Raw genomic sequence first — 17,130 nt, forward strand, 5'->3', positions numbered from 1 at the left:
ACGCATCAATTTGCCAGGCTTAACGCTTGGCCAGGCGCTGCCAGGTCTCGATCACCGAATCCGGGTTCAGGGAGATGGACACAATGCCCTCTTCCGCCAGCCAGTCGGCAAAGTCGGGGTGATCGCTGGGGCCCTGGCCGCAGATGCCGATGTATTTGCCGGTGGAGCGGCAGGCGCTGATGGCGCGCGAGATCATGGCCTTGACGGCGGGGTCGCGCTCGTCGAAGTCACCGGCCAATTGCTCCAGACCGGAGTCGCGGTCCAGGCCCAGGGTCAGCTGGGTCAGATCGTTGGAGCCTATGGACATGCCGTCGAAATGGGCCAGGAACTGGTCGGCCAGGATGGCGTTGCTGGGCACCTCGCACATCATGATGACGCGCAAGCCATCCGTACCGCCGGCGGCCGCACGCTTCAAGCCACGCTCGGCCAGCATGCCTACCACTCGCTCGGCCTGGCGCACGGTGCGCACGAAAGGCACCATGATCTCCACATTGCTGAGGCCCATGTCCACGCGCACCCGCTTCAAGGCCTCGCATTCCATCGCGAAGGCGTCGCTGAACTCACCGCTGATATAGCGCGAGGCGCCGCGGAAACCCAGCATGGGGTTTTCTTCGTCCGGCTCATAGCGCGAGCCGCCGATCAGCTTGCGGTACTCGTTACTCTTGAAGTCCGACAGACGCACGATCACCGGGCGCGGGAAGAAGGCGGCGGCGATGGTGGCAATGCCCTCCACCAGCTTGTCCACGTAGAAGGCACGCGGCGAGGCATGACCGCGGGCCACCGATTCGACGGCCTTCTTCAGGTCGGCGTCGATATTCGGATAGTCCAGGATGGCCTTGGGGTGGACGCCGATATTGTTGTTGATGATGAATTCCAGCCGCGCCAGGCCCACGCCGGCGCTGGGCATCTGGGCGAAGTTGAAGGCCAGCTGCGGGTTGCCGACATTCATCATGATCTTGACGGGGCAGTAAGGCAGCTCGCCGCGATGCACCTCGCTGACCTCGGTTTCCAGCAGGCCGTCGTAGATATAGCCGGTATCGCCTTCCGAGCAGGCCACGGTGACCAGTTGGCCGTCCTTCAGCTTCTCGGTGGCGTCGCCACAGCCCACCACGGCCGGGATGCCCAGCTCGCGCGCGATGATGGCAGCGTGGCAGGTGCGGCCACCGCGGTTGGTGACGATGGCCGAGGCCCGCTTCATCACCGGCTCCCAGTTGGGGTCGGTCATATCGGTGACCAGGACATCGCCGGGCTGGACGCGGTCCATCTCGGCCACGCTGTCCACCAGACGCACCGGGCCCGTGCCAATCTTCTGGCCGATGGCGCGGCCCTCGGCCAGCACCTGACCCTGACCCTTGAGCTTGTAACTGTGCTCGACCTGACCCTCGGCCTGGCTCTTCACCGTCTCGGGCCGGGCTTGCAGGATGTAGAGGCGGCCATCGACGCCATCACGGCCCCACTCGATGTCCATCGGACGCTCGTAATGCTTCTCGATGATCATGGCGTACTTGGCCAGCTCGATCACCTCGGCGTCGTTCAGCGAATAACGGTTGCGCATTTCGGGCGCGGTGTCCACCGTCTTCACCAGCTTGCCGCTGGCGGCTTTTTCTTCCGCCGTGCTGAACTCCATGCTGATCAGCTTGGAGCCCAGATTGCGGCGGATGATGGGCAGCTTGCCGCGCGCCAGGGCGGGCTTGTGGACGTAGAACTCGTCCGGGTTGACGGCGCCCTGCACCACGGTCTCACCCAGGCCGTAACTGGAGGTGATGAAGACCACATCCTTGAAACCGCTCTCGGTGTCGATGGTGAACATCACACCGGCCGAACCCAGGTCGGAGCGCACCATGCGCTGCACGCCGGCGCTCAAGGCCACATCGGCGTGGGCAAAGCCCTTGTGCACGCGGTAGCTGATGGCGCGGTCGTTGTAGAGGGAGGCGAACACCTCCTTCATCTTGTGCAGCACCTCCTCGATGCCCACCACATTCAGAAAGGTCTCCTGCTGGCCGGCGAAGGACGCATCGGGCAGATCCTCGGCGGTGGCGGAGGAGCGCACGGCGAAGGAGACGCCGGGGTTGTCGGCCGTCAGCTGGGCGAAGGAGCCGCGGATCTGCGCTTCCAGGTCGGCCGGAAAGGGCTGCGCCTCCAGCCAGCCGCGGATCTCTGCACCGGCCTCGGCCAGGGCGCGCACATCGTCGGTATTGAGGGTGGACAAACGCGCAGCGATGCGGGCGTCCAGGCCCTCGTGCTTGAGGAACTCGCGGAAGGCATGGGCCGTGGTGGCGAAGCCACCGGGCACACGCACGCCGGAGGCTGCGAGTTGGGAAATCATTTCGCCGAGGCTGGCGTTCTTGCCGCCGACCACCTCGACATCGGTCATTCTCAGATTCTCAAAGGGAACGACCAGGGCGGTCGGCTCGTAGCGTTGTGACATGGGAAAGCTCCGGGATGTAAAAAAATCGGTGCTCCCGCAATGACGCCAGCCGCCAGGCCTTGGGCGCCATCCATCAGACTGAGGCAGAGGCCATCACTCACACCAATTCTTGCTTTTGATTGTGGGGTGGAGGGGTTCATGCGGCTGACGAGGAAGATTGGCGCCGATTCTACGGGCAAGCTTTGCGCCGGGTCTTTGAGATTTTTGGCAGATTGCTTGAAAACTTTTCAAGCCTTCGGCACGCACACGACGCCCGGATTTGCGGCGGGTGCTGGGGGAAGTGAACCTATGATCGGGCTGAATAAAGGACGCCCCACCATGCCCAATCGCACCGTGTACTTTGTCTCCGACGGCACCGGCATTACCGCCGAGACCTTCGGTAACTCCATCCTGGCCCAATTCCCCATCAAGCCGCGCCATGTGCGCCGGCCCTTTATCGACACGCCGGAGAAGGCCTACGCCGTCGTGCGCGAGATCAACGAAACCAGTGTGCGCGAAGGCATGCGGGCCATCGTCTTCGCCACCCTGGTGGACCGTGAGGTGCTGCAAATCGTGCGCGATCACTGCCAGGCCCGGGTGCTGGACATGTTCGGCACCTTTATCGAGCCGCTGGAAGAAGAATTCGAAACCAAGTCCAACCACCGCGTCGGCCGCTTTTCCGATGTGGCGCGCAGCCAGGAGTACCACGACCGCATCGAGGCCATCAATTTCTCGCTGGCCCACGACGACGGCCAGTCGGCCAAGAACCTGGACGTGGCCGATGTGATCCTGGTCGGCGTGTCGCGCAGCGGCAAGACGCCCACCTCGCTCTACCTGGCCATGCAGCACGGCATCAAGGCCGCCAACTACCCGCTGATCCCCGAGGACTTCGAGCGCGGCCGCCTGCCCTCCATGCTGGTGGCCCACAAGCGCAAATGCTTTGGCCTGACCATAGACCCCGAGCGCCTCAGCCAGATCCGCAACGAGCGCCGCCCCGGCAGCAAATACGCCGACCTGATGAACTGCCGCTACGAGGTCAACGAGGCCGAGGCCATGATGAAGAAGGACGGCATCGCCTGGCTGTCCTCCACCCATAAATCCATCGAAGAGATCGCCACCACCATCTTGCGGGATCTGCGGCCGGACCGCCTGATCTACTGAAGCCGTGCCCCACCCTCCCTCGCTCAGCGACTGGATTGCCCAGGCCCTGGCCAGCGAGCGGCTCAATGCCCAGTCCCTGATCGCCACCCTGCTGGGTGATTCCATCGCGCCCTTCGGCGGCCACTTCTGGCTCAAAAGCCTGATCCGCCTGGCCGAGCCCCTGGGTCTGAACGAGCGCCTGGTGCGCACCAGCGTGTTCCGCCTGACCCAGGACGGCTGGCTGCGCGCCAACCGCCAGGGCCGGCGCAGCGAGTACCAGCTGACGCCCGAGGGCTTCAGCCGTTTCGAGCAAGCCCATAGCCGCATCTACTCGGCCACCCCCGAAGACTGGGACGGTCAGTGGACCTTGCTCGTCATGCAAGCGGGCAGCGAGGCCGCACCCGCCCGCCTGCAGATGCGGCGCGAGCTGGCCTGGGAGGGCTTTACCGCGCTGGGCCCAGGCGTGCTGGCCCACCCGGCGCCACGCCGCGACGCGGTGGCCGGCATCTTGCATCGCCTGGGTCTGCGCGATCAGGTCTTTGTGCTGACGGCCCAGGAAATCGCTCCGCTGCGCGGCCGCTCCTTGCGGGAATTCGCCAGCCAGGCCTGGCCGCTGGAGCAACTGGCCCGGGACTACCAGGCCTTCGTCCTGCGCTTCGCCCCGCTACTGGCCGGGCTGGATCGGTTGCGATCGCGCGAGCAGGCCGTGCCTGCAGGCCCGGCCTTGCTGGCCCGCACCTTGCTGATCCACGCCTTCCGCCGCGTGCAGCTGCGCGACCCGCAACTGCCCCCGGCCCTGCTGCCCAAGGCCTGGCCGGGCGCCCAGGCCTATGCCTTGTCGGCCGCGCTCTACCGAGGCCTGCACCCGGCCGCGAACGCCCATGTGCTGGCGCTGCTGGAGGCCGAGTCCGGCTTTGTGCCGCCGCTGACGCCCTATTTCTTCCAGCGCTTCGGCGGCCTGCTGGACGCGGCCTGCCCCCCCTGGGAAAAGCCCTAGCGGCTCGCCCCCGCATCCATGACCCAGGTCAATACGATACAGATATGGCGCTTACTACCATTTGCCGTATCAGGTCATGAGGCGCGGCCCGGCCTGATCTCAACCTCTTTTGGAGACGGCCATGTCACACCACGAACGGATTGCCCACAGCATGGAACTGCCCCCCGCCACGGCGCAGCCCAATGTCTACCCCCTGAGCTGGCGCAGCCAGACGGCCAAGCTGGAGGAGGTCTGGGACGCCTCGCAGCGCGAGTACTGGGACCCGAAGAAACTGCCCTGGGACACCTTCGATGCCGCGCGCTACAGCTGGGAGGAACGCGAGGCCATGGCTTACTGGTGGACCCTGCTCTCGGTCTTTGACGCCTCGGCCCCGCCGGTGTTTGCCGCCGCCTTCATCAAGACCTACGAGGCGCACGAAGAAGACGCCGTGCGCCGCTGCTTCTTCTCGGTGACCCGCGACGAACAGAACCACGAGCAACTCTGCGGCCTGGCCATCACCAAGCTGCTGGAGCACCCGGACCCGCTGACCTACGAGCCCAAGACCGAGATCGGCCGCAAGGCCTGGAAGAACGCGCACTGGCTCTACCACAATGGCGGCCGCTACTGGAGCGGCTACAAGAACGCCGTGCCCAAGTACAGCCTGGCCGTGCTGTTCAGCTCCTTCCTGATGGGCGAGATCGCCGCGGCCACCATCTTTCACCAGATGGCGGCCAAATGCAGCGAACCGGTGTTCCAGGAAGGCTTCCGCAAGGTGGGGCGCGACGAAGGCCGGCATATGGCCATCTGCATGGCCTTGATGGAGCGCGACTACCCGAAGATGGACTTGTCGGACAAGGCCTTGATCACCAAGCAGATCCGCGCCGGCTTCCTCTTCCTCTCGGGCGTGCTGTTCGAGCCGCCGGAGGACTTCTGGGACATCGGCCCCGACTTCATCCCCAACCAGCGCGAGATCGAGGCCGTGGCCCGCAACGCCGGCTTCTACATCCCCGAGTACGAAGCCAAAAAGGAGAACTGGCGCAACGCCATGCTCAACCTCAAGGGCGTGCTGGACAAATACGGCATCCCCTTCCCCGCCATCCCCGAGGTGGGCATCTCCGGCCAGGAGGTGCGGGATGTGGACATGAAGGACATCATCCCGGTGTTCTGAACATGAGCAACAAAGTCATCACCCTCTCGCCCTCGGGGCAAAACGTTCCCGTGGTCGATGGCGACACGGTGTTGATGAGCCTGGAGCGGGGCGGCTACGCCCTGCCCAATAACTGCCGCGCCGGTGCCTGCGGCGAGTGCAAGGTGCGCGTGCTGGAGGGCCAGTTCGACCAGGGCTTTGTGATGGACATGGCCTTGTCGCAGGAGGAGCGCAAGCAGGGCTTCGGCCTGATGTGCATGGCCAAGCCCTTGTCCGAGCGCCTGGTGATCGAATGGGGTTCGGCCGACGCCTCGCCCAAGCTCTTCCCGCCCCGCGAGGCCATGCCTTTTGTGGTGGTGGAGAAGATCCAGCGCACGCCGCGCATCTGCGAATTCCAGCTCCTGCCCCTGGGCGCGCCGCTGCGCTTCTGGCCGGGCCAGTATGTGGCCATCACCGCCCCCAAGCCGGGCGCCACGCCCAGGCATTACTCGCTGGCCAATGCGCCGCGCCAGGATGGCAGCCTGACGCTACACATCAGCCGGGTGGACGGCGGCCTGACCAGCAACTGGCTGCATGAGGAAGTGGGCATCGGCGAGGGGCTCAGCCTATCCGGCCCCTACGGTAGCTTCATCGGCGACCCCAAGGCCGAAACACCCGTGCTCTGCCTGGCGGCGGGTTCGGGCCTGGCACCCCTGCTCTCGCTCACCGAGGCCGCCCTGAAACGGGGCTATCGCAAGCCGGTGACCCTGCTGTTCTCGGCCCGCCGGGAGGAGGACTTCTACGCCAAAGGCCGCCTGGTTTACTGGTCACGCATGCACCGCAATTTCGGCTGGAAGCTGACGCTGACCGGCGAGGAAAAACCCGGCCTCTTGCACGGCCGCATCCCCGGCCTGCTGCCCAGGCTCTTCCCCGATCTCTCGGCGCACAGCGTGTTCATGGCCGGCAGCACCGAGTTCACCGAGGACTGCTTGAGCGCCGTGCGCGCCCTGGGCGTACAGGAGTCGCTCCTGCATCACGAGCGATTCATATCGCAGCGCATCACTTAGGGCCTGTTAGCGCTACGGCAATGGGCCGCGAAGGGTTGTGCCCAGCCAGGGGCGCATGCGGCGTTGCAAATCCTCGCCGGGTGTCCAACCCGGCTGCGGTTTGCGCCTTGCCTGCACCCCTGGCTGGGCACAACGCGACCCATTGCCGTAGCGCTAACAGGCCCTAGGCCAGGCGTTGCCTGGCGCTCTCGTACAAGCAAATCGCCGCCGCGCTGCCCACATTGAGCGATTCCTCGCCGCCCGGCTGCGGGATGCCCACGGTCAGGGCGCAGCGCTGCATCAGTTCGGCCTGCACGCCCTGGCCCTCATGGCCCATCACCCAGGCGCAGGGCTTGGGCAGGGCCAGTTGGTGGATTTGTGACTCGGCGTAGGAGCTGGTGGCGATCAGGGGCACTTGCAAGGCATCGAGATCGGCCGGGCTCAGGCCCTCGATCAGGCGCAGGCCGAAATGCGCACCCATGCCGGCACGCAAGACCTTGGGGCTCCACAGCGCCGCCGTGCCCTTCAAGGCCAGCACCTGCTTGAAGCCGAAGGCGGCAGCATTGCGCAAAATCGTGCCCACATTGCCGGCGTCTTGCAAACGGTCCAGCACGACGGTGTCCAGGCCGGGGCTCAGGTCTTGCCTGGCTTCCACAGGAATCTCGAAGCCGATCTGCGCCGGCGACTCCAGGCCGCTGATGCCTTTGAACAGGACAGCGGGCACGATCAGCTGGCGCGGCGCGGCATCGGCCAATGCGCGCAGGGCCGGGTTCTGTGCGCCCTCCTCCGTCAACACGGCCAGCGTCACCGCATGGCCGCGCTGCAAGCAGGCGCGGGCCAGATGATCGCCCTCCAACCAGACGCCGCCGAGCTTGCGGTAGGCGCTGCCGTCTTGGCTGAGCTTGCGCAGGCGCTGCAGGGCGGGGTTGTCACGCGAGCTGATGTGCAAAATTTTCTCGCTCACAAGGCCTGCTCCAGAACGGTTCTGACGGGGCCAAAACTGCGCCGATGGAAAGAAGTGGCGCCATGCTCGCGCAAGGCGGCCAGATGCTCGGCCGTGGGGTAGCCCTTGTGGCTGGCAAAACCGTAGGCCGGATGGGCCTCGTGCATGGCCAGGCATTGGCGGTCACGATGGACCTTGGCCAAGATGGAGGCGGCCGAGATGGCCTGCACCTTGGCATCGCCCTTGACGATGGCCTCGGCCGGCACCTTCAGCACCGGCAGGCGATTGCCGTCCACCTGCACAAAAGAGGGCTTGAGGCGCAAGCCCTCCACCGCGCGGCGCATGGCCAGCAGCGTGGCCTGCAGAATGTTCAGGCGGTCGATCTCTTCGACGCTGGCCTCGGCGATGCAGCAGCACAAGGCCTTGGCACGGATCTCGTCAAACAAGGCCTCGCGCTTTTTCTCGCTGAGGATTTTGGAGTCGCGCAGGCCGAGGATAGGCGCGGCATCGTCCAGGATGACGGCGGCCGCGACCACGGGCCCGGCCAGCGGGCCGCGGCCGGCCTCGTCCACCCCGGCCAGCAAGCCGGGGCCGGTCCAGACCAGGCCCAGTTGCTCAGGCTTGGCCGATGATTTGCGCGATGGCATCGCTGGCCTTTTGCGCGGTATTGCAGCGCAACATTTGATGTTGTTGTTCGAAGCGGGCCTGCACGGCCGCATAACGCTCAGGTTCGGCGAGCCAGGCCAGGGCCTCGCGGGCCAGGGCCGCGGGCGTGCAGGCATCCTGAATCAGCTCGGGCACCAGGAACTCGCGCGCCAGCACATTGGGCAGGCCCACCCAGGGCTGGTAGTTGCGGCCCTTCATGCGCCACCAATTGAGCCAGTGCATGCGGTAGGCAATCACCATGGGCCGCTTGAACAAGGCCGCCTCCAGCGTGGCCGTGCCGCTGGCCACCAGGGTGATGTCGCAAGCGGCCAAGGCCTCGTGGGAGCGCCCGTCCAGCAGGCGCAGATTCAGGCCGGGTGCCAGGCGGGCCACCAGGGGCTCGATCAAGGCACGCAAGCCCGGCGCCATGGGCATGATGAAGCGCAGCTCGGGGCGCTGCTGCTGCATCAGAACGGCGGCACGCAAAAAGGGCTCGGCGATGTAACGGATCTCGCTACGGCGACTGCCGGGCAGCAGGGCCACGACCGTGTCGCTCGGTGCCAACCCCAAGCTGGCGCGGCTCTCGGCCTTGGGCGCCTGCAGCGGGATCGCATCGGCCAGCGGGTGGCCCACATAAGTCGCCGCGATGCCGTGCTGGCGCAGGATCTCGGGCTCAAAAGGAAACAGGCACAGCACATGGTCGGCCGAGCGCTTGATCTTCTCCACCCGCTCGGCCCGCCAGGCCCAGATCGAGGGGCAGACGAAATGCACGGTACGGATGCCGGCCTCGCGCAGGCGCTGCTCCAGGCCGAAATTGAAGTCGGGCGCATCGACGCCGATGAAGGCGGCCGGCGCCTGCGCAATCAGCCGCGTGCCCAGCTGCTTGCGTATGGACAGCAGCTCGCGGATATTCAGCAAGGCATCCACATAGCCGAAGATGCTCAGCTTGCTATGCGGCCACCAGCTCTCGAAACCCTGGGCCGCCATGCGCGGGCCGCCGATGCCGCAGGCTTGTAGCGCCGGCCAGCGTTCGCGCAGGCCGGCCAGCAGCAGGCCGGCCAGCAGATCACCGGAGGCCTCGCCGGCCACCATGCCCAAACGAGGCGGGGTGTTGTCCATCGGCTAACGCACAATGCCGCGGGTGGCGGCCGCCAGGAAGTTCAGCATCAGGGCGACATCCTCGTCCGCACCCTGACCGTGCAGGGTGGCGATCTCGGCCTGCGATTGTTCAAACGTCAAGGCCGAGCGGTAGAGCAGCTTGTGGATCTGCTTGATCACGGCGATGCGCTCGGCGCTGAAGCCGCGGCGGCGCAGGCCCACCACATTGACGGCGCGGGCCGTCAGCGGATTGCCGTCCACCGTCATAAAGGGCGGCACGTCCTGGGCCACATGGCCCTGGAAGCCAATCATCGCGTGGGCACCGATCTTGACGAACTGGTGCACGCCCGAGAGCCCCCCCACCGTGGCCCAGTCGCCCACATGCACATGGCCGGCAAGCGTGGCGTTATTGGCCAGCACGATGTGATCGCCCAAGCGCACATCGTGGGCGATGTGGACATAGGCCATCAAGAGATTGTCACTGCCGATGCGGGTCACGCCCTCGTCCTGGGCCGTGCCCAGATTGAGGGTGCAGAACTCGCGGATGCTGTTGCGCTCACCGATCACCAGCTCGGTCGGCTCGCCCGCGTACTTCATGTCCTGCGGGATGGCGCCTATGGAGTTGAACTGGAAGATCTGGTTGTCCGCGCCAATCGTGGTGCGACCTTCGATGACGCAGTGCGGCCCCACCGTGGTACCGGCGGCGATGCGCACATGCGGGCCTATCAAGGTGTAGGCGCCGACGCTGACCGAGCTGTCCAGCTCCGCCGCGGGGTCGATGATGGCGCTGGGATGAATGCGGGACGACATGGCTTGGCGCTCGCTTCAGGCTCAGTCGGAGATTTTGCGCATGGTGCAGATCAGGTCGGCCTCGGCCGCCAGCTGCTCGCCCACAAAGGCCTTGCCGCTGAACTTGAAGATGCCGGCCTTGGCGCGCTCCAGCGTCACCTCCAGGCGCAGCTGGTCGCCCGGCTCCACCGGCCGCTTGAATCTGGCGTTATCGATGCCGGCGAAGTAGACCACCGTGGTTTCATCCAGCACGATGTCCGAGCTTTCCAGGGCCAGCAAGGTGGCGGCCTGGGCCATGGCTTCCAGGATCAGCACGCCGGGCATGACCGGGCGATGCGGGAAATGGCCGAGGAAGAAGGGCTCGTTGATGCTGACGTTCTTGATCGCCAGAATGCGCTTGCCGGCCTCGACCTCCAGCACGCGGTCCACCAGCAGGATGGGGTAGCGATGCGGCAGCTTCTTCAGGATGGCGTGGATGTCCATGGTCATGTGTTCTTTTTTTCAAGGTCGCGCAAGCGGCTGCGCAAGGAATGCAATTGTCTCAGGGTGGCCGCGTTCTTTTCCCAGCTGGCATTGTCCTCGAAGGGATAGACGCCGCTGTACTGGCCGGGCTGACTGATGGAGCGGCTGATCAAGGTGGCGGCCGACACATGCACATGGTCGGCCAGCACCAGATGGCCCACCACATTGGCCGCACCGCCTATGGTGCAGAAGGCGCCGATCTTGGTGCTGCCGGCAATTGCCGCACAGCCCGCGATGGCCGTGTGCCGGCCGATATGCACGTTATGGGCGATCTGAATCAGATTGTCCAGCTTGACCCCGTCTTCCAGCACCGTGTCGGCCAGGGCACCGCGATCGATGCAAGTGTTGGCGCCGATTTCCACATCGTTGCCTATGCGCACACTGCCCAGTTGCTCGATCTTCTCCCAGCCGGGCCGTTCGGATTTGAAGTTAGGCGCAAAGCCAAAACCATCCGCGCCTATCACCACGCCGCTGTGCACGATGCAGCGCTGGCCCAGCACGCAATCAAAACCCACGCTGACCCGCGCCGCCAGCCGCGTGCCGGCGCCGATGCGGGCGCCCTGCCCGATCACGCAATGCGCGCCGATGCGGGCGCCAGCGCCGATCTCGGCCTCGGCCTCGATCACGGCCAGCGGGCCTATGTCCACGCCCGCGCCCAGGCGGGCACTAGGGTCCACCACCGCGCTGGGGTGAACACGCGCAGGCGCAAGCGGCCGCGTGCGCGCCGCCCACCACTGGGTCAGGCGAGCGAAATAGAGATAGGGGTCGGGCGTGACGATGACCGCCCCGCTATTTTCGCCACGCTGGATGGCCGCCTCGGCAAAGGCCGGGGCCACGATCACGCAGGCGGCCTGGGTCTGGGCCAGCTGCGACTGATAGCGCGGATTGGCCAGAAAGCTGATGGTCTCCCCATCGGCCTCGTCCAGCGGCGCGATGCGGCTGATGCGGGTTTGTGCCTCACCATGAAGATCGCCGCCCAAGGCGGCGATCAAATCGGCCAGGTGAACCACGGGGCTCACCGAGTTGCTCACTTCTGGGCGTTGAGCGTGTCGATCACCTTCTTGGTGATGTCAACGCGGGCGCTGGACATGATGGCGTCCTGCACGATCAGGTCGTACTTCTCGGCATCAAAAATCTGCTTGATGACGCGGTTGGCACGGTCGACGATGACCGACATTTCTTCCTGCTTGCGCTGGCTCAGGTCTTCCTGCCACTCACGGCGCTTGCGCTGCAATTCACGGTCCTGCTCGACCAGATCGCGCTGACGGCGGCTGCGCTCGGACTCCGACAGCGTAGGCGCATCTTTTTCCAGCTTCTCGGCGGCGCCGCGCAGCTTGGATTCCAGATCCTTCAGATCCTTCTCACGCTTGCCAAATTCCGCTTCCAGCTTCAGGCCCACGGCCTTGGCCAGATTGGCTTCGCGAATGACTCGCTCGCTGTTGACGTAGCCGATCTTCAGCTCCTGGGCCTGAGCGGCCGCACCGACCATGGCCGACGCCGACAACATGGCGGACAGGGCCACCGCTTTCAATGAGGGGTATTTCATCAGAATGCATTCCCGATTTGGAATTGGAATTTCTCGATTCTATCCGTGGGCTTCTTGCGCAAGGGCGTGCCATAGCTCAAGCGCAGCGGGCCCATGGGCGACAGCCAGCTCAGGCCGATACCGGCCGAGGAGCGGATGGAGTCGGTCGTCATCTTGTCGTCCGGGCCCCAGACATTGCCGGCGTCCAGGAAGCCGAACAGGCGGAAGGTCTTGTCATTGCCGCCGCCCGGCACGGGCAGGTACAACTCGGCATTGACGTTGACGCGGCGATTGCCGCCCGAGTAGGAGCCGGTCACGTCGACCGGACCCAGGGAGCCGGCCTCGAACACCCGCACCGAGCCCAGGCCGCCGGCATAGAAGTTCTTGAAGATGGGATAGGGACGACTGCCCAGGCCCTGGCCCCAGCCCAGCTCGCTGTTCACGCCCAGCGTGATCTTCTTGGTGATGGGGAAATACTCCTGGTACTGCACATTGGCACGCGCATAACGCGCATCGCCCAGGGCGCTGACCTCCAGGTTGACGCGCTGATAGCGGCCGACCGTGGGCGAGATGATGCTGTCGCGGTTGTCGCGCTGCCAGCCTATGGTGAAGGGGAACTCGCGGCTGTTCTTGCCGAACAGGCGGCCGTAGAGCAGATAGCTATTGGGCAGGCCGGACGTCGTGCTCATGGTGGTCTGGGCGTAGCCCAGGCCGAAGAACACGGTGTCGATTTCCGAGAAGGGCACACCGAAGCGTATGGTGGCGCCGCGGGTGATCAACTCGTACTGCTCGCCCAAGGTGTTGATGGGCTTTTGCGTGCGGTAGAACAGGTCCAGCGAGCGCGAGACGCCGTCCACGGTGAAGTAGGGATCGGTCTCGCTGAGCACCAGGGCACGGCCGGTGGAGGCGGTATTGACGCTGATGCCCAGGGAGTGGCCGGAGCCGAAGACATTGTCTTGCTGGATGGAGCCGGTCAGCGAGAGCTTTTGCTGGCTGGAGTAGCCCGCGCCCACCATGATATTGCCGGTGGGGCGCTCGACCACGGTCAGGATCACGTCCACCTGGTCCTGTGCGCCGGGCACTTCCTGGGTGTCTATGGTCACTTCGCCCTGCTTGAAGTAGCCCAGGCGCTCGACCCGGTCTTTCGAAGCCTTGATGCGCTGGCCGTCGTACCAGGCCGATTCGAACTGGCGGAACTCGCGGCGTATCACTTCGTCCCGGGTGCGGGTATTGCCGCCGATGATGACGCGACGCACATAGACGCGGCGCTGCGGCTCGGCGGTGAAGGTCACCACCACCTGGCCGCTGGCCTTGTCGATCTCGGGACGGCTGTCGACCCGCGCGAAGGCGTAGCCGAAAGTGCCGTAGAGGTCGGCGAACAGGCGCGTGGTCTGGGCCACGGCCTCGCCCTGATAGGCCTCGCCGGGTTTGAGCTGAACCAGGCGCTTGAAGTCCTCTTCGCGACCCAGGAAGTCGCCTTCCAGCTTGACCGCCGTGACGGTATAGGGCTGGCCCTCGCTCACCGTGATGGCGATATTGATGCTTTGCTTGTCGGGCGAAATGGTCACCTGGGTGGAGGTGACGGCAAACTCCAGATAGCCACGGTTCAGATAGTAGGAGCGCAGGGTCTCCAGATCGGCATTGAGCTTGGAGCGCGAGTAACGGTCGGTCTTGGTGTACCAGGTCAGCCAGCCCGAGGTGGTCTGCTCCATCAGGCCCACCAGGGTGCTCTCGGAGAAGACCTTGCTGCCCAGGATGCGCACCTCGCCGATCTTGGCCGGCTCGCCCTCGCTGACGGAGAAGCTCACATTGACGCGGTTGCGCTCCAGTGGGGTGATGGTGGTGGTGACCTCGGCACCGTAGAGGCTGCGGGTCAGGTACTGGCGTTTCAATTCCTGCTCGGCGCGGTCGGCCAGAGCCTTGTCGAAGGGCTTGCCCTCGCCGATGCCCACGTCCTTCAGCGATTTGGTCAGGGCTTCGGTGTCGAACTCCTTCAGGCCAACGAAGCTGACGTTGGCGATGATGGGCCGCTCTTCGATGATGAGCACGGCCGAGTTGCCATCGATCTGGATGCGCACGTCCTTGAACAGGCCGGTGGCGAACAAGGCGCGCAGGGCAGCCGCGCCCTTATCGTCGTTATAGGTGTCGCCGATGCGGAAGGGCAGGCTGGCGAACACCGTACCGGGGTCGGTTCGGTTCAAGCCTTCAACACGGATGTCCTTGAGGATGAAGGGTTCCACGGCCCAGGCGGCGCCTGACTGCAGTGCGGCCACCAGGGCCAAGGTCAGGATTGAGGGGCGCAGAAACGCTCCCGGTCTTTGAGATGAGGACATGCAGATAGAGTCAATGCAGACCCGCCAGGCGGGCCACGTCGTTGGAAAGGGCTAAAGCCATCATCAGCATCAGGATCAGCGCCCCTGCGCGCTGCAGCTGCGTTTGCCACCACTCCGAGACGGGGCGGCCGCTCAAACCCTCGAAAAGATAATACATCAGGTGCCCACCATCGAGCATGGGCAGTGGCAGCAGGTTGAGCACGCCAAGGCTGACGCTGACCAGGGCGAGAAAGCCCAGATAGTGCGCCAGGCCCAGGCGCGCGGACTGGCCGGCATATTCGGCAATGGTCAGCGGGCCGCTCAGATTCTTCAGCGAAGCCTCGCCGATCAGCATGCGGCCAAAGACCTTGAGCGTCATCCAGGACACATCCCAGGTGCGCTCAAAACCGCGCAGCAGGCCGTCAAAAAAGCCGTAGCGCTGCAACACCATCTCGGGCGCCGCACCGACCAGGGCTTCGATGCGGCCGATCTTCTTGTCCGCCTCGCTCACCAGCTTGGGGCGCACCTCGATCACCAGGGTCTCGCTGCCACGCTGCACCCGCCACTGCTGGGCCCGCAGCTCGCCCGCACTGCCCGAGGCACGGATCAGCTGACGCAGGCTGGCGGCGTCTTGCACCGTGGCCTCGTCCACGGCCAGCACCCGGTCGCCCTCCTTGAGGCCGGCCTGCTCGGCCGCGCCGCCGGCCGAGATGCGGCCCAGCACCGGCTCGCTGAACGGCCCTCCCAGGCCCAGCTTGGCCGTCAGACTCGCATCCATCTCGGCGCCCTTCAGGCGCTCCATGTCCAGCAGCAGTTCGCGCCGACCATGGCCCTTGGCATCGCTGACGCTCAGATGCAGTTTTTCGCCCTGGGCCAGGGCGGCGGCAAGTTGCTCATGGAGGTCGAGCAGAGAGTCGGTGTCTCGCCAGTCCTGCCCGTTTCTAGACGTGGCCTGCACCCAGTCGCCCGCCTGCATGCCGGCGCGCTCGGCCAGCGAACCCGCCGCGGGCGCGCCCAGCACGGCCTTGGGCAGCGCGATGCCGGCCCAGTTGGCCGCCCCAAAAAGCAGGGCCGCCAGCAATAGATTGGCCAGCGGGCCGGCCGCCACGATGGCCACGCGCTGGCGCAGGGGCCGGTTGTTGAAGGCCTGCTCGCGCATCGCCGGTGTGACCGGCCCTTCGCGCTCGTCCAGCATGCGCACATAACCGCCCAAGGGGATGGCACAGAGCGTGAACTCGGTGGCATCCGGATGGGCCTGGCGGCGCCACAGCACGCGGCCGAAGCCGACCGAGAAGCGCAGGACCTTGACGCCGCAGGCACGCGCCACGCGGTAGTGGCCATACTCGTGCACGACGATGAGCACGGCCAGCGTGACGAGAAAAGCCAGCAAGGTCGTCATGCACCGAGCCCTGCAATCAAGCCCTGGGCATGGCGGCGCACGCGCGCATCCAGGCCTAACAGCCCATCCACGCTGAGGCATTCACCGGCCTGCGGCGGCAGCTCGTCCAGGCATTGCAGATTGACGCGGTGGATCTGGTCGAAGCGCAGGCGCTTGTTCAGAAAGGCCTCGACGGCCTCCTCGTTGGCGGCATTCAGGACGGCGGTCGAACCCTCGGCCGCACGCAGGGCTCGCCAGGACAGGAAGAGGCCGGGGAAACGCTTCTCATCGGCCTCCTCAAAGCTCAGGGCGGCAAGTTTTTCCAGCTCCAGTCGGCTGGCGCCTGCCTCGATGCGCTCGGGGAAGGACAGGCCGTAGGCGATGGGCACGCGCATATCCGGCGTGCCCAGCTGGGCCAGCACCGACATATCGCGGCACACCACCATGGAGTGGATGATGCTCTGCGGATGGATCAGCACGCGGATCTGCTCGGGCGCCAGATTGAAGAGCCAGCGCGCCTCGATCACCTCCAGCGCCTTGTTCATCATGGTGGCGGAGTCCACCGAGATCTTGCGGCCCATCACCCAGTTCGGGTGGGCGCAGGCCTGCTCGGGTGTGATCTCGGCCAGGGTGGCCGGATCGCGCTGGCGGAAGGGGCCGCCCGAGGCGGTCAGCACGATGTGATCAATGCGCTGGGCCCAGCTGCGACGGTCTTCGGGCAGGCACTGGAAGATGGCCGAGTGTTCGCTGTCAATGGGCAGCAGGGTCGCAGCGCCCTGCTCCACCGCTTGCATGAACAAGGCGCCGCCGACGACGATGGCCTCCTTGTTCGCCAGCAACAGGCGCTTGCCGGCCTTGGCCGCGGCCAGGCAGGGCGAGAGCCCGGCGGCGCCGACGATGGCGGCCATCACCATGTCCACATCCGGGTGGGCGGCGATCAGCGACAGGCTGTCCGCGCCGTCCAGCACCTCGGTGCGGCTGCCCTGCTCGCGCAGCAGCTCGCGCAGGCGGGCTGCGGGCTCGGCGGCGGGCATGACGGCAAAACGCGGCCGCCAGCGCAGGCACTGCGCCAACAAGTCCTCCACCCGGCTCATGGCCGAGAGCGCGAACACCTCGTAGCGCTCGGGATGGCGGGCCAAGACGTCCAGGGTGTTGACGCCGATGGAACCGGTGGAGCCCAGCACACAGATGCGCTGAGGCCTAGAGGTAGATGTGTTCATGGG

General features: G+C 65.6%; 15 protein-coding genes. 4 read left to right on the forward strand and 11 right to left on the reverse strand.

The features are described from left to right. Positions 1-19 precede the first annotated feature (19 nt). Positions 20-2,428 (reverse strand): phosphoenolpyruvate synthase, encoded by a 2,409-nt coding sequence (gene ppsA / locus HNP55_RS02910; RefSeq protein WP_184295973.1) that lies wholly within the window; start codon positions 2,426-2,428, stop codon positions 20-22. A 318-nt stretch (positions 2,429-2,746) separates the two neighbouring features. Here ppsA and HNP55_RS02915 point away from each other — a divergent pair, with 318 nt between their 5' ends. The 4 genes from HNP55_RS02915 to HNP55_RS02930 all read left to right on the forward strand — a co-directional run bounded on the left by HNP55_RS02915 (position 2,747) and on the right by HNP55_RS02930 (position 6,716). Then, a complete protein-coding gene (locus HNP55_RS02915) occupies positions 2,747-3,568 on the forward strand; it encodes a pyruvate, water dikinase regulatory protein (protein WP_184295975.1) in 822 nt (273 codons plus the stop codon). Positions 3,569-3,572: 4 nt separating this feature from the next. Continuing rightward, entirely contained in the window at positions 3,573-4,544 is a 972-nt protein-coding gene (paaX, locus tag HNP55_RS02920; protein ID WP_184295976.1) for a phenylacetic acid degradation operon negative regulatory protein PaaX, read from the forward strand. A gap of 121 nt (positions 4,545-4,665) precedes the next feature. Next, entirely contained in the window at positions 4,666-5,691 is a 1,026-nt protein-coding gene (locus tag HNP55_RS02925; protein WP_184295978.1) for a hypothetical protein, read from the forward strand. Positions 5,692-5,693: 2 nt separating this feature from the next. Further along, positions 5,694-6,716, forward strand: coding sequence for a 2Fe-2S iron-sulfur cluster-binding protein (locus tag HNP55_RS02930; protein ID WP_184295980.1), 1,023 nt, complete (start codon positions 5,694-5,696; stop codon positions 6,714-6,716). Between the two features lie 163 nt (positions 6,717-6,879). Here HNP55_RS02930 and HNP55_RS02935 read toward each other — a convergent pair whose 3' ends face one another. The 10 genes from HNP55_RS02935 to HNP55_RS02980 are packed head-to-tail and all read right to left on the reverse strand — an operon-like array spanning position 6,880 to position 17,127. Further along, entirely contained in the window at positions 6,880-7,659 is a 780-nt protein-coding gene (locus HNP55_RS02935) for a TrmH family RNA methyltransferase (protein ID WP_184295982.1), read from the reverse strand. After that, positions 7,656-8,285, reverse strand: coding sequence for a ribonuclease HII (gene rnhB / locus HNP55_RS02940; protein WP_184295984.1), 630 nt, complete (start codon positions 8,283-8,285; stop codon positions 7,656-7,658). Before rnhB ends, HNP55_RS02935 begins: the two co-directional genes overlap by 4 nt. After that, entirely contained in the window at positions 8,254-9,402 is a 1,149-nt protein-coding gene (gene lpxB / locus HNP55_RS02945; protein ID WP_184295986.1) for a lipid-A-disaccharide synthase, read from the reverse strand. The genes rnhB and lpxB overlap by 32 nt, the downstream gene beginning before the upstream one ends. A 3-nt stretch (positions 9,403-9,405) precedes the next feature. Beyond that, on the reverse strand, positions 9,406-10,191 hold the full coding sequence (lpxA, locus tag HNP55_RS02950; protein WP_184295988.1) for an acyl-ACP--UDP-N-acetylglucosamine O-acyltransferase: 786 nt from the start codon (positions 10,189-10,191) through the stop codon (positions 9,406-9,408). 21 nt (positions 10,192-10,212) lie between these two features. After that, positions 10,213-10,659 carry a 3-hydroxyacyl-ACP dehydratase FabZ gene (fabZ, locus tag HNP55_RS02955; protein ID WP_184295990.1) on the reverse strand — a complete coding sequence of 149 codons (447 nt, stop codon included), beginning with the start codon at positions 10,657-10,659 and terminating at the stop codon, positions 10,213-10,215. Further along, a complete protein-coding gene (lpxD, locus tag HNP55_RS02960; RefSeq protein WP_184295992.1) occupies positions 10,656-11,711 on the reverse strand; it encodes a UDP-3-O-(3-hydroxymyristoyl)glucosamine N-acyltransferase in 1,056 nt (351 codons plus the stop codon). Before lpxD ends, fabZ begins: the two co-directional genes overlap by 4 nt. Before the next feature lie 8 nt (positions 11,712-11,719). Further along, a complete protein-coding gene (locus HNP55_RS02965; protein WP_184295994.1) occupies positions 11,720-12,238 on the reverse strand; it encodes an OmpH family outer membrane protein in 519 nt (172 codons plus the stop codon). Further along, a complete protein-coding gene (gene bamA / locus HNP55_RS02970; protein ID WP_184295997.1) occupies positions 12,238-14,550 on the reverse strand; it encodes an outer membrane protein assembly factor BamA in 2,313 nt (770 codons plus the stop codon). Before bamA ends, HNP55_RS02965 begins: the two co-directional genes overlap by 1 nt. 10 nt (positions 14,551-14,560) lie before the next feature. Further along, positions 14,561-15,928 carry an RIP metalloprotease RseP gene (rseP, locus tag HNP55_RS02975; RefSeq protein WP_184295999.1) on the reverse strand — a complete coding sequence of 456 codons (1,368 nt, stop codon included), beginning with the start codon at positions 15,926-15,928 and terminating at the stop codon, positions 14,561-14,563. Next, positions 15,925-17,127: a 1-deoxy-D-xylulose-5-phosphate reductoisomerase gene (locus HNP55_RS02980; RefSeq protein WP_184296001.1), complete on the reverse strand. Its 1,203-nt coding sequence runs from the start codon at positions 17,125-17,127 to the stop codon at positions 15,925-15,927. Before HNP55_RS02980 ends, rseP begins: the two co-directional genes overlap by 4 nt. Positions 17,128-17,130 lie beyond the last annotated feature (3 nt).

The sequence above is a fragment of the Roseateles oligotrophus genome (assembly GCF_014204525.1).
Lineage (GTDB): Bacteria > Pseudomonadota > Gammaproteobacteria > Burkholderiales > Burkholderiaceae_C > Paucibacter_A > Paucibacter_A oligotrophus_A.